Annotated in this window: 21 protein-coding genes and 1 tRNA gene; 17 read left to right on the forward strand and 5 right to left on the reverse strand. The window is 69.8% G+C overall.

The annotated features are described in order from the left end of the window. The 8 genes from ACO1X9_RS02335 to ACO1X9_RS02370 all read left to right on the forward strand — a co-directional run. Positions 1 to 640: pyridoxal-phosphate dependent enzyme (locus ACO1X9_RS02335; protein ID WP_486349217.1), on the forward strand; the 640-nt coding region annotated here is incomplete at its 5' end. Further along, on the forward strand, positions 637 to 1,440 hold the full coding sequence (trpA, locus tag ACO1X9_RS02340; protein ID WP_486349218.1) for a tryptophan synthase subunit alpha: 804 nt from the start codon (positions 637 to 639) through the stop codon (positions 1,438 to 1,440). The genes ACO1X9_RS02335 and trpA, both read left to right, overlap by 4 nt. 10 nt (positions 1,441 to 1,450) lie before the next feature. Then, positions 1,451 to 2,548 (forward strand): prolipoprotein diacylglyceryl transferase, encoded by a 1,098-nt coding sequence (locus ACO1X9_RS02345; protein ID WP_486349219.1) that lies wholly within the window; start codon positions 1,451 to 1,453, stop codon positions 2,546 to 2,548. Positions 2,549 to 2,656: 108 nt separating this feature from the next. Beyond that, positions 2,657 to 7,054: a glutamate synthase large subunit gene (gltB, locus tag ACO1X9_RS02350; protein ID WP_486349220.1), complete on the forward strand. Its 4,398-nt coding sequence runs from the start codon at positions 2,657 to 2,659 to the stop codon at positions 7,052 to 7,054. Positions 7,055 to 7,079: 25 nt separating this feature from the next. Then, positions 7,080 to 7,202 carry a hypothetical protein gene (locus ACO1X9_RS02355; RefSeq protein ID WP_486349221.1) on the forward strand — a complete coding sequence of 41 codons (123 nt, stop codon included), beginning with the start codon at positions 7,080 to 7,082 and terminating at the stop codon, positions 7,200 to 7,202. A gap of 3 nt (positions 7,203 to 7,205) precedes the next feature. Continuing rightward, positions 7,206 to 8,663: a glutamate synthase subunit beta gene (locus ACO1X9_RS02360; RefSeq protein WP_486349222.1), complete on the forward strand. Its 1,458-nt coding sequence runs from the start codon at positions 7,206 to 7,208 to the stop codon at positions 8,661 to 8,663. A 101-nt stretch (positions 8,664 to 8,764) separates the two neighbouring features. Then, complete coding sequence (gene pyk / locus ACO1X9_RS02365) at positions 8,765 to 10,222, forward strand: pyruvate kinase (protein WP_486349223.1); 1,458 nt, start codon at positions 8,765 to 8,767, stop codon at positions 10,220 to 10,222. 37 nt (positions 10,223 to 10,259) lie between these two features. Then, complete coding sequence (locus tag ACO1X9_RS02370) at positions 10,260 to 10,469, forward strand: DUF1653 domain-containing protein (protein WP_486349224.1); 210 nt, start codon at positions 10,260 to 10,262, stop codon at positions 10,467 to 10,469. A gap of 39 nt (positions 10,470 to 10,508) precedes the next feature. Here ACO1X9_RS02370 and ACO1X9_RS02375 read toward each other — a convergent pair whose 3' ends face one another. From ACO1X9_RS02375 to ACO1X9_RS02390, 4 genes are all read right to left on the reverse strand, one after another. Continuing rightward, positions 10,509 to 10,931 carry a DUF6069 family protein gene (locus tag ACO1X9_RS02375; protein ID WP_486349225.1) on the reverse strand — a complete coding sequence of 141 codons (423 nt, stop codon included), beginning with the start codon at positions 10,929 to 10,931 and terminating at the stop codon, positions 10,509 to 10,511. An 85-nt stretch (positions 10,932 to 11,016) separates the two neighbouring features. Then, positions 11,017 to 11,466, reverse strand: coding sequence for a MarR family winged helix-turn-helix transcriptional regulator (locus tag ACO1X9_RS02380; protein ID WP_486349226.1), 450 nt, complete (start codon positions 11,464 to 11,466; stop codon positions 11,017 to 11,019). 102 nt (positions 11,467 to 11,568) lie between these two features. Continuing rightward, positions 11,569 to 12,177, reverse strand: a complete 609-nt coding sequence (locus ACO1X9_RS02385) for an SIMPL domain-containing protein (protein WP_486349227.1) — start codon at positions 12,175 to 12,177, stop codon at positions 11,569 to 11,571. 16 nt (positions 12,178 to 12,193) lie between these two features. Then, positions 12,194 to 12,276 (reverse strand) — tRNA-Leu (locus ACO1X9_RS02390). Positions 12,277 to 12,326: 50 nt separating this feature from the next. Between ACO1X9_RS02390 and ACO1X9_RS02395 the strand changes: the two genes are divergently transcribed. Together ACO1X9_RS02395 and ACO1X9_RS02400 are read left to right on the forward strand one after the other, a co-directional pair. After that, complete coding sequence (locus ACO1X9_RS02395) at positions 12,327 to 12,932, forward strand: ANTAR domain-containing response regulator (RefSeq protein WP_486349228.1); 606 nt, start codon at positions 12,327 to 12,329, stop codon at positions 12,930 to 12,932. A gap of 5 nt (positions 12,933 to 12,937) precedes the next feature. Then, positions 12,938 to 13,597 (forward strand): hypothetical protein, encoded by a 660-nt coding sequence (locus tag ACO1X9_RS02400; RefSeq protein WP_486349229.1) that lies wholly within the window; start codon positions 12,938 to 12,940, stop codon positions 13,595 to 13,597. A gap of 1 nt (position 13,598) precedes the next feature. On the opposite strand, the gene ACO1X9_RS02405 is transcribed toward ACO1X9_RS02400, so the two are convergent. Then, the gene (locus ACO1X9_RS02405; RefSeq protein WP_486349230.1) at positions 13,599 to 14,021 is read right to left on the reverse strand and encodes a PaaI family thioesterase; all 423 of its coding nucleotides are present in this window, start codon (positions 14,019 to 14,021) and stop codon (positions 13,599 to 13,601) included. A 41-nt stretch (positions 14,022 to 14,062) separates the two neighbouring features. On the opposite strand from ACO1X9_RS02405, the gene polA reads away from it, so the two are divergent. From polA to ACO1X9_RS02440, 7 genes are all read left to right on the forward strand, one after another. Further along, the gene (polA, locus tag ACO1X9_RS02410) at positions 14,063 to 16,708 is read left to right on the forward strand and encodes a DNA polymerase I (protein ID WP_486349231.1); all 2,646 of its coding nucleotides are present in this window, start codon (positions 14,063 to 14,065) and stop codon (positions 16,706 to 16,708) included. A gap of 44 nt (positions 16,709 to 16,752) precedes the next feature. Beyond that, positions 16,753 to 17,010 carry an HPr family phosphocarrier protein gene (locus ACO1X9_RS02415; RefSeq protein WP_486349232.1) on the forward strand — a complete coding sequence of 86 codons (258 nt, stop codon included), beginning with the start codon at positions 16,753 to 16,755 and terminating at the stop codon, positions 17,008 to 17,010. A gap of 48 nt (positions 17,011 to 17,058) precedes the next feature. Further along, positions 17,059 to 18,738 carry a DUF885 domain-containing protein gene (locus ACO1X9_RS02420; RefSeq protein ID WP_486349233.1) on the forward strand — a complete coding sequence of 560 codons (1,680 nt, stop codon included), beginning with the start codon at positions 17,059 to 17,061 and terminating at the stop codon, positions 18,736 to 18,738. Positions 18,739 to 18,740: 2 nt separating this feature from the next. After that, positions 18,741 to 19,328 carry a DUF4166 domain-containing protein gene (locus tag ACO1X9_RS02425; RefSeq protein WP_486349234.1) on the forward strand — a complete coding sequence of 196 codons (588 nt, stop codon included), beginning with the start codon at positions 18,741 to 18,743 and terminating at the stop codon, positions 19,326 to 19,328. Next, entirely contained in the window at positions 19,325 to 20,290 is a 966-nt protein-coding gene (locus tag ACO1X9_RS02430; protein ID WP_486349235.1) for an epimerase, read from the forward strand. Before ACO1X9_RS02425 ends, ACO1X9_RS02430 begins: the two co-directional genes overlap by 4 nt. A gap of 208 nt (positions 20,291 to 20,498) precedes the next feature. Further along, a complete protein-coding gene (locus ACO1X9_RS02435; protein ID WP_486349236.1) occupies positions 20,499 to 21,668 on the forward strand; it encodes an ice-binding family protein in 1,170 nt (389 codons plus the stop codon). A 94-nt stretch (positions 21,669 to 21,762) separates the two neighbouring features. Continuing rightward, on the forward strand, positions 21,763 to 22,566 hold an 804-nt coding region (locus ACO1X9_RS02440), incomplete at its 3' end, for a S1 RNA-binding domain-containing protein (protein WP_486349237.1).

A 22,566-nucleotide genomic window follows, 5' to 3' on the forward strand; every position in this document is an offset into this window, starting at 1 on the left:
CGGCACGGCGGCGGGACCGCATCCGTTCCCCGCGATGGGGCGCGACTTCCAGAAGATCATCGGCGAAGAGGCGCGCCAACAGGTGATCGATCTCACGGGCAAACTGCCGGATGTCGTCATGGCCTGCGTCGGCGGCGGATCGAACGCGATCGGCATCTTCCACGCCTTCCTCGACGACGCCGAGGTGAAGCTCATCGGCATCGAGGCGGCGGGCGACGGTGTCGACACCGAGAAGCACGCCGCGACGATCGAGCGCGGGCGCCCGGGCGTGTTGCACGGCTCGCGGTCGTACGTGCTGCAGAACGAGGACGGCCAGACGATCGAGTCGCACTCGATCTCGGCGGGGCTCGACTACCCGGGTGTCGGCCCCGAGCATGCGGCGCTCCACGACGCCGGCCGGGCCAGCTACCTCCCGGCGACCGACACCGAGGCGATGGAGGCTCTCCGCCTGTTGAGTCGCACGGAGGGCATCATCCCGGCGATCGAGTCGGCGCACGCCCTCGCCGGAGCGCTGCGCGTCGGCCGGGAGCTCGGCCCCGACGCCACCATCCTCATCAACCTCTCCGGCCGGGGCGACAAGGACGTCGCGACGGCCGGCACGTGGTTCGACCTCTTCGACGAGGGAGCGCAGCAGTCGTGACCGTCCCCACCCTGTCCGTCGGCACCCGGATCGCACAGAACCGCGACGACGGCCGCGGAAGTCTCATCGGCTATCTCCCGGTCGGTTTTCCCGACCTCGGCACGAGCATCGACGCCGCCGTCGCCCTCGCCGAGAACGGCGTGGATGCCCTCGAGCTCGGCCTGCCCTACAGCGACCCCGTGATGGACGGCCTCGCCATCCAGAAGGCCACCGAAGCCGCGATCGCGAACGGTTTCCGGGTGCGCGACGTGTTCACCGCCGTCGAGGCCGTGCGCGCGCGCGTCGACATCCCCGTGCTCGTCATGACGTACTGGAACCCGGTGGTGCAGTACGGCGTGGACCGCTTCGCCGATGCGCTCGTGAACGCCGGGGGAGCGGGACTCATCACGCCCGACATCACCCCCGATTCGGCCGAGGAGTGGATCGCGACGAGCGACCGGACGGGGCTCGACCGGGTGTTCCTCGCGGCGCCCTCGTCGACCGACGAACGGCTGCGCACGACCGTCGCGGCGAGCCGTGGCTTCGTCTATGCCGTGTCGACCATGGGCATCACCGGCGCCCGGTCCACCGTGGATGCCGCGGCGCGCACGCTCGTCGCGCGACTGCGCGATGCCGGTGCGGAGAACGCCTGCGTCGGCATCGGAATCTCGTCGGGCGAGCAGGTCGCCGAGGTCCTGGGCTACGCCGACGGGGCGATCGTGGGCGCGGCCCTCGTGACCGCACTGGCCGAAGGCGGCGTCGCCGGGGCCGCAGCGAAGGCCGCCGAACTGGCGTCGGGCGTCGACGCGGCCAGGAAGTAGACTCGCCACCGTGCTTCCGACGAGCCTCCCCAGCCCTCCCGCCGACTGGTCGTCCTTCGAGATCCCGCTCGGGTTCCTCCACGACCTCCTGCCGATCCTGCCCGAGCAGCTCGTCATCCACGTCTACGCCCTCGCGATCCTCGTGGGCATCGCCGTGGCGATCGTCGTCTCGAACTACCGGCTGACGGCGCGCGGAGCGGAGCCGTGGATCGTCGTCGACCTGTCGATCTGGGCTGTGGTCTTCGGCATCATCGGGTCGCGCGTCTGGCACGTCGCCACGCACCCCGACGACTACTTCGGCGAGGGCAAGCTCGGGTTCGCGTTGAACTTCGACAACCTCGCCGACGGTTCGAGCGTCTGGGCGGTCTGGTCGGGCGGCGTCGCGATCTTCGGTGCCGTGCTCTTCGGGGCGCTCGGCGTCTACATCGCGAGCCGCCAGGTGGGTCTGCGCTTCACGGCGGCTGTGGACGCGATGGCCCCCACGCTGCTGCTGGCCCAGGCGTTCGGTCGTCTCGGCAACTACTTCAACCAGGAGTTGTTCGGGCTCCCCACCGACCTGCCGTGGGGTCTCGAGATCGACCGCCCGAACCCGGCGATCCCGGCCGGCATCCCGGATGACGCGCTCTTCCACCCGACGTTCCTCTACGAGATCGTCTGGCTGCTCGCCGGTTTCGCGGTGCTCATGCTCATCGAGAACCGCGTGTCGTTCAGCAAGGCTCAGACAGGTCTCGGCCGATTCCTGCCGATCTGGCCCACGTTCGTGCGTCGCGACGCGTGGTACTGGGGCAAGATGGTCGGCCTCTACGCGATCTGGTACGGCATCGGTCGCGTGTGGTTCGAGTCGATCCGTCTCGACCCGAGCGAGACGCTCCTCGGTATCCGTTCGAACGTGTGGGGCGCGCTGCTCTTCATCGTCGCGGGCATCGTCCTCATCGCCGTGCAGACTCGGCGCCACCCCGGCATCGAGGCGAGCGTCTACCGACCCGGTAAGGAGTGGACTCCCGAGGGTGCGGTAGACTCCGACGAGTTCTATTCGGACTCCGACGAGCCCGGCGATGACGCCGATTCGGCTCGTACCCCCGCCACAAGCGGTTCAACCCGGAAGTAGCCCCGCGATCGCGTACCCCTCGCGCCGGGGCACGGATCCGCAGCACGCCACCACAGCATCCGTTGGGCCAGCGACGTCCCACTCCAGCACCATCGTGAGGACGGTTCCATGACGACTCCCAACGCATTCGAGCGGTTCAGCACCGTTCCTGCGGCCCAGGGTCTCTACAACCCCGCGTTCGAGAAGGACGCGTGCGGACTCGCCATGGTCGCGACGCTGCGTGGCACCGCCGGCCACGACATCGTCACCCAGGCTCTCGACGCCCTGCGTCACCTCGAGCACCGCGGCGCGATCGGCTCCGATGCCGGCACCGGTGACGGCGCGGGCATCATCACGCAGATCCCCGACGCGTTCCTGCGCGCCGCCGTCCCGTTCGAGTTGCCGCCGGCCGGCCGCTACGCCGTCGGCATGGCCTTCCTGCCGACCGACGACGCGGAGCGCGCGGAGCAGAAGGCCGCGATCGCAGAGATCGCCGAGCAGGAGTCGTTGCGCGTGCTCGGCTGGCGCGACGTGCCCACCGACCCGACCCATCTCGGCAACCTCGCCCTCGAAGCCGCACCGACTTTCGAGCAGCTCTTCGTCGAGCCGACCAACTCGGGCGAGGGCGGCCAGCCGCTGTCCGGCATCCTCGTCGACCGCCTCACCTTCCGACTGCGCAAGCGCGCGGAGCGCGAGCTCGGCGCCTACTTCGTCTCCCTCTCGGCGCGCACGCTCGTCTACAAGGGCATGGTGACGACCCTCCAGCTCGAGCCGTTCTACCCCGACCTCTCCGACGAGCGCTTCGTCTCGCGTCTCGCCCTCGTGCACTCGCGCTACTCGACGAACACGTTCCCGTCGTGGCCGCTCGCCCAGCCGTTCCGCATGATCGCCCACAACGGCGAGATCAACACGGTGCAGGGCAACCGCAACTGGATGCGCGCGCGGCAGAGCCAGCTCGAGAGCCCTCTCCTCGGCGACCTCACGCCGCTCTTCCCGATCGTCAGCCCGGGCGCCTCCGACTCGGCGTCGTTCGACGAGGTCGTCGAACTGCTCAACCTCGGCGGTCGGTCGCTGCCGCACGCGATGATGATGATGGTGCCGGAGGCCTGGGAGAACCAGAGCGACCTCGACCCCACGCGTCGCGCGTTCTACGAGTTCAACTCGATGCTCATGGAGCCGTGGGACGGTCCCGCCGCCCTCGTCTTCACCGACGGCACGCTCGTCGGCGCGACGCTCGACCGCAACGGGCTGCGTCCCGGCCGCTTCCTCGTCACCGACGACGGCCTCGTGGTGCTCGCGAGCGAGATCGGCGTGCTCGACATCCCGGCCGACAAGGTCGTGCGCAAGGGCCGTCTGCGTCCCGGGAAGATGTTCCTGATCGACACGGCCGAAGGCCGCATCATCGAGGACGACGAGATCAAGGCCGACCTCGCGGCGTCGCAGCCGTGGCAGGAGTGGCTCGACGCCGGCCGCATCCACCTCTCCGACCTGCCGGAGCGCGAGCACATCTCGCACACCCCGGCGTCGGTCGTGCGCCGCCAGCGCACCTTCGGGTACACCGAGGAGGAGGTGCGCATCCTTCTCACGCCGATGGCGACGAACGGCGCCGAGCCCCTCGGCGCGATGGGCTCGGACACCCCGATCGCGGTGCTCAGCGACCGTCCCCGGCTGCTCTTCGACTACTTCACCCAGCAGTTCGCCCAGGTGACGAACCCGCCGCTCGACTCGATCCGCGAAGAGGTCGTCACGAGCATGAAGCTCGGCCTCGGCCCTGAGCGCAACCTGCTCGCCGCAGGCCCCGACCATGCGCGGCAGGTCATCCTCGACTTCCCGGTGATCGACAACGACGAGCTCGCGAAGATCCAGCACCTCGTCTCACGCCGCGACGGCGAGCGGGGAGCCCGGCGTACGCGCGTCATCAAGGGGCTCTACCGCCTCGACGACGGGCCCGAGGCGCTCGCTCAGAGGCTCGAGGCGATGTGCGTCGAGGCCGACGAGGCCATCGCCGACGGCGCGCAGTTCCTCGTGCTCTCCGACCGCGACTCGAACGCCGACCTCGCGCCGATCCCGTCGCTGCTCATGCTCTCGGCCGTGCACCATCACCTCATCCGCCAGGAGACGCGCATGAAGGTGGGTCTCGTCGTCGAGGCCGGCGACGTGCGCGAGGTGCATCACGTCGCGCTGCTCGTCGGCTACGGCGCATCCGCGATCAACCCGTACCTCGCCATGGAGACCGCCGAGCAGCTCGTCAACGCGGGGATGATCACCGGCGTGACGCCCGAGAAGGCGGTCAAGAACCTCATCAAGGCGCTCGGCAAGGGCGTGCTCAAGATCATGTCGAAGATGGGCATCTCGGTCGTCGGGTCGTACGCCGGCGCCCAGGCGTTCGAGGCGGTCGGGCTCTCGCAGGAGTTCGTCGACCGTTACTTCACCGGCACCACGAGCCTGCTCGGCGGCGTCGGCATGGAGGTCATCGCCGCCGAGAACGCCGCACGGCACGCCGCCGCCTACCCCGAGGACGGCGCGATCGTCGCACACGAGCGGCTCGCGGTCGGCGGCGAGTACCAGTGGCGTCGCGAGGGACCGCCGCACCTGTTCAACCCCGACACGGTGTTCCGGCTGCAGCACTCCACGCGCGCGCGCCGCTACGACATCTTCCGCGACTACACCCGCCTCGTCGACGAGCAGGCCGCGAACCTCATGACCCTCCGCGGGCTCTTCAAGCTGAAGACCGAGGAGCGCAAGCCCGTGCCGCTCGACGAGGTCGAGTCGGTCTCGTCGATCATCTCCCGTTTCAACACCGGCGCGATGAGCTACGGCTCCATCTCGCAGGAGGCGCACGAGACGCTCGCGATCGCGATGAACCGCATCGGCGGGCGGTCCAACACAGGCGAGGGCGGTGAGGATGTCGACAGGCTCCTCGACCCCGCACGCCGCAGCCGCATCAAGCAGGTCGCGTCGGGCCGGTTCGGCGTCACGAGCCTCTACCTCACGCACGCGACCGACATCCAGATCAAGATGGCGCAGGGCGCGAAGCCCGGCGAGGGCGGGCAGCTCATGGCGGCCAAGGTGTATCCGTGGGTCGCGCGTACGCGCCCCTCGACGGCCGGGGTGGGACTCATCTCGCCGCCTCCGCATCACGACATCTACTCGATCGAAGACCTCAAGCAGCTCATCTTCGACGTCAAGCGGGCGAACCCGTCGGCGCGCGTGCATGTGAAGCTCGTGTCGCAGTCGGGCATCGGGGCCGTCGCCGCCGGCGTGACGAAGGCCCTCGCCGACGTCGTGCTCGTCTCCGGCCACGACGGCGGCACGGGCGCGTCGCCCGTCAACTCGTTGAAGCACGCGGGCACGCCGTGGGAGATCGGGCTCGCCGAGACGCAGCAGACGCTCATGCTCAACGGGATGCGCGACCGCGTCGTCGTGCAGGTCGACGGCCAGCTCAAGACCGGGCGGGATGTCATCGTCTCCGCGCTCCTCGGCGCCGAGGAGTACGGCTTCGCGACGGCGCCGCTCGTCGTCTCGGGGTGCATCATGATGCGCGTCTGCCACCTCGACACCTGTCCGGTCGGCGTCGCGACCCAGAACCCGGAGCTGCGCGCCCGGTTCACGGGCAAGCCGGAGTTCGTCGAGACGTTCTTCGAGTACATCGCGCAGGAGGTGCGGGAGTACCTCGCCGAGCTCGGCTTCCGCTCGCTCGATGAGGCGATCGGGCGCGCCGACCTGCTCGATGTCGACCGCGCCGTCGACCACTGGAAGGCCGACGGGCTCGACCTCACGCCGATCCTGGTCGGACCGGAGTTCGCCGACGACGAGCCGCGACGCAACCGCCGGGCGCAGAATCACGAGCTCGACGAGCACTTCGACGTGGAGCTGATCCGCCGCTCCGCCGCCGCGCTCGAGCACGGCGAGCACGTGTCGATCGAGCTGCCGGTGAAGAACACCGAGCGTGCCGTCGGCACGATGCTCGGCCACGAGGTGACGAAGCGCCATGGCGAGCACGGGCTGCCCGCGGGCACCATCGAGGTCTCGCTCACCGGTTCGGCGGGTCAGTCGCTCGGCGCGTTCATGCCCAACGGCATCACGCTGCGCCTTGAGGGCGACTCGAACGACTACGTCGGCAAGGGCCTCTCCGGCGGACAGATCGTGCTGCGTCCGCCGCGCAATTCGGTGTTCCCCGCCGAGCGCAACGTGATCGCCGGCAACGTGCTCGGGTATGGCGCGACGCAGGGCAGCATGTTCCTCCGCGGCGTCGTGGGGGAGCGCTTCCTCGTCCGCAACTCCGGCGCGACCGCCGTCGTCGAGGGCGTGGGCGACCACGCGCTCGAGTACATGACGGGCGGGCTCGCCGTGATCCTCGGCGGAACGGGGCGCAACCTCGGGGCCGGGATGTCGGGGGGCACGGCCTACGTGTACGACCTGCGTCCCGAGCGGGTCAACCGTGAGGCGCTCGCGTCCGGCGAACTCTCGCTCGTGCCGCTCGACAGCGTCGCGTCGAGGTCGGCGAGCATCCGCCCGGCGAGCTGACCTCGACGCGACGCTGGCTGCGTTCGTGAAGGTGCTGCCGCGTGACTACGCCGCCGTGCTGCGCACCCGGCAGGAGGCGCTCGACGAGGGCCTCGACCCCGACGGCGATGTCGTCTGGGGACGAATCATGCAGGCGACGGGAGGCTGAGCCATGGCTGATCCCAAGGGATTCATGAAGGTGCAGGAGCGCGAGCTCCCGAAGCGCCGACCGGTGCCGGTGCGCATCATGGACTTCAAAGAGGTCTACGAGAACCAGGACCCGACGCAGCTGCGCCGGCAGGCCGGGCGCTGCATGGACTGCGGCGTGCCGTTTTGCCATTCGGGATGCCCGCTCGGCAACCTGATCCCCGAGTGGAACGACCTCATCTGGCGCGGCGAGGGGCGCCAGGCGATCGAGCGGCTGCACGCGACGAACAACTTCCCCGAGTTCACCGGCACCCTCTGCCCGGCACCGTGCGAGTCGTCGTGCGTGCTCGGTATCAACCAGCCCGCCGTCACGATCAAGCAGGTCGAGGTGTCGATCATCGACCAGGCCTGGGCGAACGGCTGGGTCACCCCGCATCCGCCGGAGCGTCTCACCGGCAAGACGGTCGCCGTGGTCGGCTCCGGCCCTGCCGGGCTCGCGGCCGCTCAGCAACTCACGCGTGCCGGTCACACCGTCGCCGTGTACGAGCGCGACGACCGCATCGGCGGCCTGCTGCGGTACGGCATCCCCGACTTCAAGATGGAGAAGAAGCGGCTCGACGCCCGCCTCTCGCAGATGCAGGCCGAGGGCACGCGCTTCCGCGCCGGCGTCGAGATCGGCCGTGACCTGTCGTGGAGCGACCTCCGCTCGCGCTACGACGCCGTCGTCATCGCGACCGGTGCGACGGTGCCGCGCGATCTGCCGATCCCGGGCCGCGACCTGCTCGGCGTGCACTTCGCGATGGACTACCTCGTGCAGCAGAACAAGGTCGTCGCGGGCGACTCCGTGCCGGCGCAGCTCACCGCGGAAGGGCGGCACGTCGTCGTCATCGGCGGCGGCGACACCGGTGCCGACTGCATCGGCACCGCGCACCGTCAGGGCGCGCTGAGCGTCACCAACCTCGCGATCGGCATCCAGCCGCCGAGCGAACGCCCCGAGACCCAGCCGTGGCCGACCACCCCCACTCTCTTCGAGGTGTCGAGCGCCCACGAGGAGGGCGGCGAACGGATGTACCTCGCCTCGACCGTCGAGTTCCTCGCGAACGAGGTCGGCGAGGTGCGCGCCCTGCGCGTCGCCGAGACCGAGTACCTCGACGGACGTCGCGTGCCGAAGTCGGGCACCGAGCGCGAGATCCCCGCCGACCTCGTGCTCATCGCGATGGGTTTCACCGGCCCCGAGTCCGACAGCCTCGACGAGCAGCTCCGGGTGCCCTTCGACGGCCGCGGCAACGTCGAGCGCGACGACGACTACGCGACGAGCGAGGCCGGTGTGTTCGTCGCCGGCGACGCGGGCCGCGGGCAGTCGCTCATCGTCTGGGCGATCGCCGAGGGTCGCGCGGCGGCTTCGGCCGTCGACCGCTACCTCGAGGGTGAGACCCGGCTGCCGTTCCCCGTGCGTCCGACCGACCGCGCGCTGTCTGTGTAGCCAACGCAGCCTGTTCGCCTGTTTAGCTAGCAGCGACGGCCACGCCGTCCTCCGTCCTTCACTCCGCCACCGCCACCACCAGAAGGAACACCGCCACCACCATGAGAAGAGCCAAGATCGTCGCGACCCTCGGGCCGGCGACATCCAGCTACGAGTCCCTCCGCTCGATCATCGAAGCCGGCGTCAACGTCGCCCGGATGAACCTGAGCCACGGCACCTACGAGGTGCACAACGAGGTCTACGCCAACGTGCGCAAGGCCGCGGAAGACCTCGGCGCCCCCGTCGCCGTGCTCGTCGACCTCCAGGGGCCCAAGATCCGCCTCGCGAAGTTCGAGGACGGCCCGCACGAGCTGGCCGTCGGCGACATCTTCACGATCACGACCGAGGATGTGCCCGGCACGAAGGAGCTCTGCGGCACGACGTTCAAGGGACTGCCGCAGGATGTCACGCCCGGCGACTTCCTCCTCATCGACGACGGCAAGGTCAAGGTGAAGGTGCTCGACACCGACGGGGTGCGGGTGCGCACCGAGGTCGTCGTGGGCGGCAAGGTGTCGAACAACAAGGGCATCAACCTGCCCGGAGTCGCGGTGAACGTGCCCGCGCTGTCGGAGAAGGACGAAGACGACCTGCGCTGGGGCCTCAAACTCGGCGCCGACTACATCGCCCTGTCGTTCGTGCGCAATGCCGCCGACGTCACGCGCGTGCACGAGATCATGGCGGAGGAGGGGCGTCGGGTCCCGGTCATCGCGAAGATCGAGAAGCCGCAGGCGGTCGACAACCTCGAGGAGATCATCGACGCCTTCGACGGCATCATGGTCGCGCGCGGCGACCTCGCGGTCGAGCTGCCGCTCGAGGCCGTGCCGATCGTGCAGAAGCGCACGATCGAGCTGAGCCGTCGGATGGCGAAGCCCGTCATCGTCGCCACCCAGATGCTCGAGTCGATGACCGACAACCCGGTGCCGACGCGTGCCGAGGCATCCGACGTGGCGAACGCGGTGCTCGACGGCGCCGACGCGGTCATGCTCTCCGGCGAGACGAGCGTCGGGTCGTACCCGGTCGTCACGGTGCAGACCATGGCCCGCATCGTCGCCTCGACCGAAGACCACGGGCTCGAGCGCATCCCGCCGCTCGGGACGAAGCCGCGCACCCAGGGTGGCGCGATCACCCTCGCCGCGGCCGAGGTCGCCGACTTCGTCGACGCGAAGTACGTGTGCGTGTTCACCGAGTCGGGCGACTCCGCGCGGCGGATGTCGCGGCTGCGCTTCCGCATCCCGATGCTCGCCTTCACGCCGGACGAGGCCATCCGCCGCCGCATGAACCTCACCTGGGGCATCGAGTCGTTCCTCGTCGAGCGGGTCGACCACACCGACGCGATGTACAAGCAGGTCGACGAGATCCTGCTCGAGAAGGGTCTCGTCGAGGCCGGCGACAAGGTCGTCGTGATCTCCGGTTCCCCTCCCGGCATCCCCGGCTCGACCAACGACATGCGCGTGCACGTGATGGGTTCGGCGCTGAAGCCGAAGCGACCCGTCTGGGTGTCGGGCAAGCACGCTGACTGAGTCGGATGTCGGTGATCGAGTAGCCGCCGACGGCGACGTGTCGAGACCCGCGCCCGGGCGGTACCGCCACTTCAAGGGCGCGATCTACGTCGTCGTCGGCACGGCCCGGCACAGCGAGACCGAGGAGTCCTTCGTGGTGTACCACCGCGAGGGCTCGAGCGAGCTCTGGGTGCGCCCGGCCGGAATGTGGGCGGAGCGCGTCGAGAAAGACGAGTATCGCGGGCCGCGGTTCGCCAGGCTCGACTGAGTCGCTGGGCGGCGCCTGAGTCGATCGACCGCGCCGGGGTCAGTGCACCGGCGCGATGCGTTGGAAGAGGGGCACGGCGACTCCGGCGACGATGAGGTGCATCGTGCCGAGTGCGACCGCGGCGGTCGTGTCGGCGCCCGGGATGAACCGGGTGAGGGCGAGAACGACGTCGGGCACGAGCGAGAGCACGATCGCGACCGGTACGAGGACCCGGAGGGTGCGCGCGGGCTGCCGGGCGACGCGGCGGACGAGTCGCCACCCTGCGTACGCGCCGAGGAGGCCGAGCAGCGTGAAGGTGAGGTAAGCGGGCGGCAGGAGCGGCCCGAAGGAGGGGTCGGCGCCCGCGGCGAACGCCGCGAGGGCGACGACGCTCGTGGCGGCGCCGGCGACGAGGAACCCGGCGCCGAGCAGCAGGGCGGCGCGGGGGAGCGGAGCGACGGTGGGGGACGTGGATGCGGTCATGGCGGTTCCTCCTCATTAGTACGACTTTCGTACCATCCGGAGGCTAGGTCCCCGGGCGAGGGCGGGGGAAGACGAGTGGGCCGGATTACTCCGAGGGGAGTACGGGCGCGTCGTCGAGTTCATCCGCGTGGGCGATCACGCGCTCCAACAGCGCCGAGAGCGCCGCACGATCGCCGTCGTCCAAGGGCATGAGCAACTCGAGGACGCTCGCCCGCACTCGACGTTCGAGCACGGCGGCCACCTCTGTGCCGCGCGCCGTCGGGGCGACCGTCGCCGAACGTCGATCCGCGGCGACCGACTCGCGGGTGACGAGCTCCGCCGCGACCATACGGCTGAGCATCGACGTCATGGTCGACTTGGGGATGCGCAACCGCGCGCCGAGCGAGCCGATGCTCTCCGGACGACGAGTCACCGCGACGAGAAGGCGGCCCTCCCGGGAGTTCACCCCGAGTTCCGAGCCGATCGCCTCGTAGCGTTCGGTGACGAGCACCGCGATCCGCACGAGCGCGGCGCCGACCGGGCGGGTGGCCTCCACCTCGGAAGTCTAGGCGCGCCCCGGTCGCGTCACCCGGTGGGTCACCGTCAGCGCGCCTCGTCGGGCGGGGTGACGCGATACCCGACCCTCGGTCGCGTCGCGTCAGGCGACGTCGAATTTCGCCGTGATGCGTCCCGAGACCGTGATCTCGGGCACCGTCACCTCGACGCCGCCCTGCCCGGCACCCGAGCCGCGGGTCGCCGACGAGACACCGGCGCCGTGCAGATCGGAGAGCTCGAGCACCGACTTCACCCGACCCTGGAGCGCAGTTGCATAGTCGTCGGCGCGTGCCCGTGCGGCGGCGACCGCGGCGAGGCGTACCTCCCGCTCGTAGGTGACGCGCGTCGCCTCGGTGAGCGCCCAGGTCGGCACGACCGAGATCGTCGCCGCGGAGAGCTCGCTCGTGAGCGGGCCGACGAGGGCGAGGTTCGCGAGCTTGATCTGCACCTGCGCCCGCGCGATGTGCTCGATCCGATCATCGTCGGCGCCGACGGTGCGCGAGGTGACGGTCACCGTGCCGACGTGGTGCCAGGTGGCGTCGCCTGTCGCCCGCAACGCCTTGGCGCGCTCGACGAGCCGTGCCGTCATGCTCTCGACCGCCGAGACGGCCTTCGCGGAGCTGTCGGCGACCGCACGCGGGGTGAAGGTGAGGGTGGCACGTTCCGCCCGGATGTGCCGCTCGGCGGTTCCTTCGGTGATCACGACGGTCATGGCTGTCCTCCTCAGGTGCCGGATGTGGGGGTCGAACCCACACGTCCTTTCGGACAACCGATTTTGAGTCGGTCGCGTCTGCCATTCCGCCAATCCGGCTTGCGGCGCCGTCGAGCGCCGCGGTGCCCAACGTACCGTAGGCTCGACGCGTGACCGACGCCACCGACACTCCGACCGCGCCGCGACGCGTCGTCGTCGCAGAAGACGAGTCGCTCATCCGCCTCGACATCGTCGAGATCCTCCGCGACAACGGGTTCGATGTCGTGGGAGAGGCGGGCGACGGCGAGACCGCCGTAGCCCTCGCGACCGAGCTCAAGCCCGATCTCGTCGTCATGGACGTCAAGATGCCGCAGCTCGACGGGATCTCCGCGGCCGAGCGACTCGCCAAGAACCACATCGCTCCCGTCGTGCTGCTCACGGCCTTCAGCCAGAAGGAGCTCGTCGAACGCGCGAGCGAGGCGGGCGCGATGGCCTACGTCGTGAAGCCGTTCACGCCGAACGACCTGCTCCCGGCGATCGAGATCGCGCTGAGCCGCTACCAGCAGATCGTGACGCTCGAGGCCGAGGTCGCCGACATGGTCGAGCGCTTCGAGACCCGCAAGCTCGTCGACCGGGCGAAGGGCCTGCTCAACGAGAAGATGGGCCTCTCGGAGCCGGAGGCGTTCCGGTGGATCCAGAAGGCATCCATGGATCGTCGTCTCACGATGCACGATGTCGCGCAGGCGATCATCGAGCAACTGCAGCCCAAGAAGTAGTGACCGTGAGGCACGTCCTCGCGCTGACCTCCGCCCTCGTGGTGCTCGTGCTCGCGGGATGCACGACCCCGTCCCCGTCGCTCGACCTCTCCGAGGTGCTCACCGACTCCGACGCTCCGTCGGGGATGTCGTGGGTCGCCTCCGGCGCCGAGCTCACGGCGGGGGAGGACGTCGAGACGATCTCCCACGAGTGGGAGGACAGCGCGGGGGAGCCGCAGGCGTGCCTGCCCCTCTATCTCGTTCCGTACGGCGTCGCGCCGTCCGACGAAGGTTCGGACGATCGCACCGTCGAGGTGGGCTACCTCGCGCACGACGAGTATCCGGGCAGCATCCTGGTCAACGCGCGCGAGTTCGCCTCCGACCAAGCAGCCACGGCCTACATCCAGCACGCCCTCGAGGCGGCGAACGACTGCCCCGGCTACACGGTCGGCGAGTACGAGGTCGGGCCGGACGGCTTCGCGATCGCGCGCTTCACCGGAGGCCACGGGCTCTCGATCGACGGGGGCCACGTCGTGAACGGTGTCAGCTCCCGCACCGCCGTCGTACGTGCCGGGCGCACCGTCCTCGTGGTCGACGCGTTCCTGTTCGAGGCGACGGACTTCGACCCCGAGGTCGTCGACGAGCTCGCCCGCACGATGCTCGAACGCCTCGGTTTCGGCGCGTGAGTCAGCGGATGCGCTTGAGGTAGTTCGTGATCCGCACCGTCGACAGGCGGTTGCCGTCCGCGTCGGTCACGACGATCTCGTGCGTCGCGAGCGTGCGTCCGAGAGACAGGGCTCGGCACGTGCCCGTGACCCAGCCCGACGTGACCGAGCGCGAGTGCGAGGCGCTGATCTCGATGCCGACCGCGATGTGGTCCGGCCCGCCGTGGATGGCGGCCGAGAGCGAGCCGAGCGACTCGCCGAGCACGAGGTGGGCACCGCCGTGCAGGAGCCCGACGACCTGGGTGTTCCCCTCGACCGGCATCCGGGCGACGGAGAGGTCCGCGCCCAGCTCGAGGAACTCGATCCCCATCCTCCGCGTGAGCTCCCCGCCGCCGTTCGCGAAGCGTTCGAGGAGGTCGGGATGCAGGTCGGCGGGGAGCTTCACGGGACCTCCGGGTGTCGGGAGCGGCGGCTAGGCTGAACGCCGTGCCGGACTCGAAAAAGCCTACGCTCCTGCTCATCGACGGCCACTCCCTCGCGTTCCGCGCCTTCTACGCGCTCCCGATCGACTCCTTCGTGACCCGCGACGGCCAGCACACGAACGCCATCCACGGCTTCCTGTCGATGCTCAACCTGCTGCTCCAGAACGAGAAGCCGACGCACCTGGCGGTCGCGTTCGACAAGTCGCGGGTGTCGTTCCGCACCGCCGAGTATCCCGAGTACAAGGGCACGCGCGGAGAGACCCCGTCGGAGTTCAAGGGTCAGATCCCGCTCCTGCAGGAGGCCCTGGCCGCCATGAGCATCCCGACCATCGAGGTCGAGGGCTTCGAGGCCGACGACATCATCGCGACCCTCGCCACCCGGGGCGCCGCGGAGGGATTCGACGTGCTCGTGACGTCGGGCGACCGCGACACGATCCAGCTCATCACGCCGCAGATCACCCTGCTCTACCCGAACGCGCGCGGCGTCTCCGAGCTCAAGCGCTACGACCGGGATGCCGTGATGGAGAAGTACGGCATCGAGCCCGAGCAGTATCCCGAGGTCGCCGCGCTGGTCGGCGAGACGAGCGACAACCTCATCGGCATCGACAAGGTCGGCGAGAAGACGGCCGTGAAGTGGATCCAGGAATACGGCACCGTCGACAACCTGCTCGCCCACGTCGACGACATCAAGGGCGTGGTCGGCAACAACCTGCGCGAGCAGCAAGACCGAGCGCTGCGCAATCGCCGCCTCAATCGCCTCGTCACCGACGTCGAGCTGCCCTTCGGACCGGGTGATGTCGAGCGTCGCCCGATGGATGTCGACGCCGTGCGCGAGATCTTCGGGCGCCTGCAGTTCAAGGCGCTGCTCGAGCGGCTGCTCAAGATCGAGGGCGTCACCGACACGGCACAGCTCACCGACGGGGGAGCCGGAACGACCGAGGTCCCGCCCGTGCAGACGCTGCGGGGAGTCGAGCTCGAATCCTGGCTCGACCGCCAGTCGGCCGGGGGCACCACGCCCCTCGGCGTGCGGGTCGCTCTGCTCGACGGCCGGATCGACGGCGTGGGCATCGCCGGTGAATCCGATTCGGTCTGGGTGCCGTGGGGTGAGCCGGCTCTGGAGTCGTGGCTCGCGAGCACGTCGCCGAAGCACGTCTACGACGCGAAGCGGCAGGCCAAGTCGCTCACCGCCGCCGGCGTCGAGCTCGCGGGCGTCGACCTCGACCCCGCGCTCCAGGCCTGGCTGCTCCGGCCGTCGGTGAAGTCGGAGACGCTCACCTCGCTCGTCTACTACTACCTCGGCGAGAACCTCCCGCAGCCCGACCCCAATCAGCTCGTCCCCGAGACGGAGCCGCTCAGCCCGGCGAGCGAGGCATGGTTCGTGCGGCGGCTCGCGATCGAGCTCGCCGGTCGGCTCGACCCGGGTTCGTCGCGCGTCCTGCACGAGATCGAGGTGCCGCTCGGCGCCGTGCTCGGCCGGATGGAGACGCAGGGCGTCACCGTGAGCGCTCCCGTGCTCGCCGGGCTCAACGAGCGGCTCGGCGCGCAGGTCGCCGACATCGCCGCCCGCGCGTACTCCGAGATCGGCCGGGAGATCAACCTCGGCTCGCCGAAGCAGCTCCAGGAGGTGCTCTTCGACCAGCTCGGCATGCCGAAGACCCGGTCGAACAAGACGGGCTTCTCGACCGACGCGCAGTCGCTGCAAGACCTCCAGGATCTCAACCCGCATCCGTTCCTCGACCTCCTGCTCCAGCACCGCGACGCGACGAAGATCAAGCAGATCGTCGAGACGCTGCAGAAGGGCATCGCCGCCGACGGCCGCGTGCACACCAACTACGAGCAGACGGGGTCGGCCACGGGACGCCTCGCGTCGAACGACCCGAACCTGCAGAACATCCCGGTGAAGACCGAGGTCGGCCGCGAGGTACGCACCGCGTTCATTCCCGGCGAGGGCTTCGACACGCTGCTCACCGCCGACTACTCGCAGATCGAGATGCGCATCATGGCGCACCTCTCCGAAGACGCCGGGCTCATCGAAGCCTTCAACTCGGGCGAAGACCTGCACCGGTTCGTCGGCGCCCGCGTGTTCGGCGTCGACCCCGCCGACGTCACGGCGACCATGCGCACCAAGGTGAAGGCGATGTCGTACGGCCTCGCCTACGGGCTCTCACCGTTCGGCCTCAGCAAGCAGCTGCGCATCGAGGTCTCCGAGGCGCGTGAACTCATCGCCGACTACTTCGCGCGTTTCGGAGGCGTGCGCGACTACCTCCGCGGAGTGGTCGAGCAGGCGCGGGTCGACGGCTTCACGACGACGCTCTTCGGTCGGCGCCGGCCGTTCGGCGACCTCGCCTCGACGAACCGTACCCTGCGTGAGAACGCCGAGCGCCAAGCCCTCAACTCGCCGATCCAGGGCACGGCCGCGGACATCATCAAGGTCGCGATGCTCGGCGTCGACGCCGACATCCGCGAGCGCGGCCTCGCCTCGCGCATGCTCCTGCAGGTGCACGACGAACTCGTGCTCGAGGTCGTCGCGAGCGAGCTCGAGGAGGTCACCGCCATCCTCATCGACAGGATGTCGCATGCCGCCGATCTGAGCGTGCCCCTCGACGTGCAGGTGGGAGCCGGGGCAAACTGGGACTCAGCGGCCCACTGAGCCTTTGCGGCTCCCGAGCAGGGCGCGTGGACGAGGGGGTTCTCATGCCGGAACGCACAGCCGTCGTCGCGTCGCGGATCGGGCTGCACGCCCGTCCCGCGTCGCTCGTGAGCCTCGCCGCGGCCGGCACCGGGGTACCTGTCCAGCTCGCCGCCCACGGTCGCACCGTCAACGCCGCGAGCATCCTCGGCATCCTCTCGCTCGATGTGAACCACGGCGACGAGGTGACGGTGTCGGCCGATGACCAGGCGGCCGTCGACGCGATCATCGCGCTGCTCGAGCGTGACCTCACCGAGGACTGACGCCGCGGCCACTGCCGATCGGCCGAGCACCGTCCTAGGCTGGGTCGCATGAGCGAACAGCCCAACAGGACCCCGTCTCAGATCGACAAGATCGCCGAGGACTGGGTCGCCACGATGGTCGACCTCGACCCGGATCTGGCGATCTACATCGGCGTCGACGGCCGACTCGGCGAGCTCGCCGACTTCTCGCCCGACGGGCACGCCGCCTACATCGCAGCCGCGACCAAGGTGCGCGACGCCCTCGCCGAGGCGACCCCGGTCGACGAAGTGGACGAGGTGACGAAGACCGACATCAGCTCGACGATCGAGCTCGAGATCGCGTCGGCCGACGCCGGCTACTACCTCCGCGACCTCAACGTGATCGCGAGTCCGCCGCAGGGGATCCGCGACATGTTCGACCTCATGCCGACCGCCTCCGAGGGTGACTGGTCGACCATCGCGACCCGCCTCGGGAACGTCCCGGGCGCCGTCGACGGCTACATCGAGACGCTGCGCCGCGGCATCGCGGAGGGACACGTCCCCGCGCGCCGTCAGGTGCACGAGGTCGCCGAGCAGGCGCGCAAGCACGGCGACCCGCTCGGGTTCTTCTTCGACTTCACGGGCGGCGCGAAGCTCGGCGACGGCGCCGACCTGCCCGAGTCGCTGACCTCCGACCTGCGGAAGGGCGCGGAGGCTTCGGCCGAGGCCTACGACCGCCTCGCGAAGTTCCTCGAGACCGAGCTCGCGCCGGTGGCGGGGGAGACCGACGGTGTGGGGCGCGAGCTCTACGCCCTGCGCTCCCAGCACTTCCTCGGCGCGAAGGTCGACCTCGACGAGACCTACGAGTGGGGCATCGAGGAACTCGCCCGCATGGTCGAGGAGCAGACCCGCATCGCCGGACAGATCGTGCCCGGCGGCTCGGTCGCTGACGCGATCGCCGCGCTCGAGAAGGATCCGGCCCGCAAGCTCCACGGCACCGAGGCGCTGCAGCGCTGGATGCAGGAGACGAGCGACCGGGCGGTCGCCGACCTGTCGCGCGATCACTTCGAGATCGCGGAGCCCATCAAGGCGCTCGAGTGCATGATCGCGCCGACACAGGAGGGCGGCATCTACTACACCGGCCCCGCGGACGACTTCTCGCGCCCCGGCCGGATGTGGTGGAGCGTGCCCGAGGGCGTCACCGAGTTCGACACGTGGCGCGAGCTCACGACCGTCTACCACGAGGGTGTTCCGGGCCACCACCTGCAGATCGGTCAGGCCGTCTACAACCGCGCGACCCTCAACCTGTGGCGCCGGCAGCTCGGCGGCACGAGCGGGCACGCGGAGGGCTGGGCGCTCTACGCCGAGCGCCTCATGGAGGAGCTCGGCTACCTCGACGACCCCGCCGACAGGCTCGGGATGCTCGACGGTCAGCGCATGCGTGCGGCGCGCGTCGTCCTCGACATCGGGGTGCACCTCGGCAAGCCGCGCCTCGACGGTGAGGGCACGTGGGACCACGACTACGCCCTCGGCTTCATGCGCGACAACGTCAACATGAACGACTCGTTCGTGCGCTTCGAGGTGAACCGCTACCTCGGCTGGCCGGGCCAGGCGCCGTCGTACAAGGTCGGGCAGCGGATCTGGGAGCAGATCCGGGATGCCGCGCAGGCCCGCGACGGCGCCGCGTTCTCCTTCAAGGACTTCCACAAGAAGGCCCTCGACATCGGTGGCGTCGGGCTCGACACGTTGCGCGCCACACTCCTCAAGTAGCGGTGTCCTCACCGTGGCGCCTCGCGCTGGGTGACCGGTTCCAGGCCCTCGACCCGGGGTTGCACGCGTACTTCTCCGAGCTGCCTCCGGGGAGGATCGGGCGGGGGACGGGCGTCTTCGAGACCGTCGGCACGCCACGGCGCTGGTTGTGGCCGGTGCTCGCGATCCTCGCTCGGGCGGGCATCGCGTTCCCGGTCTGGGAGCGCGAGGTGCCGTTCGAGGTGCGCAACACGCCGGTCGGCACGGCGGTACGCGCGACGCTGGTCTTCGGGTTCGCCCGGGGCCACCGGGTGATGCGGCACGCGATCGGCATGACCGACCGCGGCCTCGTCGACCTGCTCGGCACTCACGGCCGCCTCGAGACGGAGTTGCGGGCGAGCGTGCGCGACGGCCGCCTCGAGCTGCGCTCGACCCGCACCCTGCTGTGCGTGGGGCGGTGGCGATTCCCGATCCTCGGCGCCCCCCGCGTGAGGCTCGTCGAACGTGCGGACGGCGCGCGACAGCGGGTCGAGTTGACGCTCACGGCACCGCTGATCGGGCGCATCTACGAGTACGCGGGCACCTTCGAGTACACCCTGGAGGACGCGTGAAGGTCGTCGTCGCGGGAGCCTCCGGCTTCATGGGTCGCTACCTCGTCGACGCGTTCCGCGGATCGGGCGACGAGGTCACCACGATCGGGCGTGGCGCCGCGGACGCCCGCTGGGGCGAGGCGGACGGCATCCGCTCGCTCGTCGACGGCGCCGACCTCGTGCTCAACCTCGCGGGCAAGAGCGTCAACTGTCGGTACCACGCCGCGAATCGCGCGGAGATCGTGCGCTCACGCGTCGACACGACCCGTGAGCTCGGAGCGGCGATCGCGGCGGCATCCCACCCACCGACCCTCTGGCTCAACTCGTCGACCGCGACGATCTACCGGCACGCCGAGGATCGCGCCATGACCGAGGCCGCGGGAGAGCTCGGCACCGGCTTCTCGGTCGACGTCGCCCGCGCCTGGGAGGACGCGTTCTTCGAACGCGACCTGCCGGACACGCGGCGAGTGGCGTTGCGCACGGCGATCGTGCTCGGGGACGGCAGCGCCCTCGCCCCGCTGCTCGGCCTGGCGCGGGTCGGCTTCGGCGGGCCCCAGGTCGACGGACCGTGGTTCCGCTCGCGCCGTCGGGTCGCCGCCGGCACGTTCCACGAGTACGGCGCGCGGGGGGGACGTCAGCGCTTCTCGTGGGTGCACCTCGCGGATGTGCTCGGCATCATCCGGTTCCTCGTGGCGCACCCCGAGCTCGACGGGGTCGTCAACGTGTCGTCGCCCCACCCGGTCGACAGCGTCACGGTGATGCGCAGCATCCGCGAGGCGATCGGGATGCCGTTCGGCCTCCCGCTGCATCGGTGGCTCCTCGAGCCGGGGGCGTGGGCCATTCGCACCGAGACGGAACTCGTGCTGAAGAGCCGGTGGGTCGCGCCGGAGCGCCTCCTCGCGGCGGGCTACGTCTTCGAGCACCCCGAGATCGGCGGCGCGATCGACGCGATCCTCTCGGTCCGACGACGCCACCGAGGCTGATCCGCACCCCCAGTACGGGTGCACGCCCCAGCGTTTCATTGAGGCGGACGGCGGGCGGACCTGGGAGTTTCTCGTTTCCCGGGCGCGCCGTGGTACTGCTTAGGCAACTGGGGTAGACCGATCCGTACACGGAGGTCGAGTGCCCGGACAGCGGTGGGGGGCCCTCGTGGCCGAAGTACATGGTTCAACGTCGATTCGCCGGGGGGCGATGGCGACGGTCGCTCTTCTGGTCGCACTCGGGCTCGCACTGACGCCGGCTGAGGACGCGTGGGGGGCCACGATCATCGATGGGCCCATCGACCTGGGAACCGCGGAGCCGTTCGGCGTGCTCGCGTCGAGCACGGTCACCAACACCGGACCGACTGTCATCGGGGGCGACGTCGGCGTGAGCCCCGGTTCTGCGATCGTCGGCTTCCCGCCGGGTCTCCTCTCGGTCGGAGCGGCGATGCACCCTGCCGATGCGGTCGCCGACCAGGCGCAGACCGACCTGACCGCTGCGATGGTGACCGCCGCCGGCCTCACTCCGACGATCTCGGGGCTCGCCAACCTGACGGGCATGAATCTCGTGCCCGGCGTCTACCGGGGTGGAGCGCTCTCCCTCGACGCCGCCGGCACCCTGACCCTCGACGGTGATTCGACGGACATCTGGGTCTTCGACGCCGCGAGCACCCTGATCACCGGTTCGATGAGCCGGATCGTCTTCTCCGGAAGCGCCACCGCCTGCAACGTGTTCTGGCGGGTCGGCAGCTCGGCGACCTTCGGCACCGAGACCGACTTCTCCGGGACGGTCATGGCAGCGGAGTCGATCACGGCCACCACCGGCACTCTGATCACCGGTCGCCTCCTGGCCGCCAACGGGGCCGTGACCCTCGACGCGACCGAGGTCGTGCTGCCCACCGGCTGCGCGCCCGCGGGGACGACGTCGACCACAGGTGCCCCCGAGTACACCTCCGGCGCACCCACCGCTGCGACGGCGGGCACGCCGTACGCGTTCACCGTCACCGCGACGGGCACTCCCGCCGTGGGATACGTCCTCTCGTCCGGCGCGCTGCCGACCGGCCTCGTCTTCGACGGGGTGACCGGCGAGATCTCCGGGACGCCTCTCGTCGCGGGCACCTCGACCTTCACGATCACCGCGACCAATGGAGTGGCCCCCGACGTCTCGTTGGTCGCGACGATCGTGACCGCTGCGGTGGCGGTCGCCGCAGCCCCCGGCCTTCCCGCGACGGGGAGCCCGAGCCTCGAACCGGTCATCCCGGCGACCGCGATCCTGGCGGGTCTGCTGCTTCTCGTCGCCGCCGCCCGACGAGGGACGGGGTCTCACCGGCGAGCGTGGCAGAGCAGGACCGAAAGCGGTAGGCTGGAGAGTCGCGTTTGACGCGAGATCTATCCGGCTGCCTCGGGCGCACCCAACATCCCAGCACCACCCCGTTCGAGGCCCTACCTATGCCCATCCCCGGAGAAACCACTACATGACCACCGCAACGACCGCTTCGGCCCCCAAGCAGATCGCGATCAACGACATCGGATCCGCTGACGACTTCCTGGCCGCGGTCGAGAAGACTCTCAAATTCTTCAACGACGGAGACCTCATCGAGGGCACCGTCGTGAAGATCGACCGCGACGAGGTGCTCCTCGACGTCGGCTACAAGACCGAGGGTGTCATCCCCTCCCGCGAACTCTCCATCAAGCACGACGTCGACCCGTCTGAGGTCGTCAACGTCGGCGACATGGTGGAAGCCCTCGTTCTCCAGAAGGAGGACAAGGAGGGTCGGCTCATCCTGTCGAAGAAGCGCGCGCAGTACGAGCGCGCGTGGGGCGACGTCGAGAAGATCAAGGACACGGATGGCGTGGTGACCGGCAAGGTCATCGAGGTCGTCAAGGGTGGTCTCATCGTCGACATCGGCCTCCGTGGCTTCCTCCCGGCGTCGCTCATCGAGCTGCGCCGCGTGCGGGACCTCACGCCGTACCTCGACCAGGAGATCGAGGCCAAGATCCTCGAGCTCGACAAGAACCGCAACAACGTCGTGCTGAGCCGCCGCGCGCTGCTCGAGCAGACGCAGTCGGAGTCGCGCTCGACCTTCCTCAACAACCTCCAGAAGGGCCAGGTCCGCAAGGGCGTCGTGTCCTCGATCGTCAACTTCGGCGCGTTCGTCGACCTGGGTGGCGTGGACGGCCTCGTGCACGTCTCCGAGCTCTCGTGGAAGCACATCGAGCACGCGTCCGAGGTCGTCGAGGTCGGCCAGGAGGTCACCGTCGAGATCCTCGAGGTCGAC

The sequence above is a fragment of the Pseudolysinimonas sp. genome (assembly GCF_057350545.1).

Coding starts and splice junctions, on each gene's coding strand:
- gltB (WP_486349220.1), top strand. CDS start 2,657: ATGACGACTCCCAACGCATTCGAGCGGTTCAGCACCGTTCCTGCGGCC.
- ACO1X9_RS02360 (WP_486349222.1), top strand. CDS start 7,206: ATGGCTGATCCCAAGGGATTCATGAAGGTGCAGGAGCGCGAGCTCCCG.
- pyk (WP_486349223.1), top strand. CDS start 8,765: ATGAGAAGAGCCAAGATCGTCGCGACCCTCGGGCCGGCGACATCCAGC.
- ACO1X9_RS02375 (WP_486349225.1), bottom strand. CDS start 10,931: ATGACCGCATCCACGTCCCCCACCGTCGCTCCGCTCCCCCGCGCCGCC.
- ACO1X9_RS02385 (WP_486349227.1), bottom strand. CDS start 12,177: ATGACCGTCGTGATCACCGAAGGAACCGCCGAGCGGCACATCCGGGCG.
- ACO1X9_RS02415 (WP_486349232.1), top strand. CDS start 16,753: ATGCCGGAACGCACAGCCGTCGTCGCGTCGCGGATCGGGCTGCACGCC.
- ACO1X9_RS02420 (WP_486349233.1), top strand. CDS start 17,059: ATGAGCGAACAGCCCAACAGGACCCCGTCTCAGATCGACAAGATCGCC.
- ACO1X9_RS02435 (WP_486349236.1), top strand. CDS start 20,499: ATGGCGACGGTCGCTCTTCTGGTCGCACTCGGGCTCGCACTGACGCCG.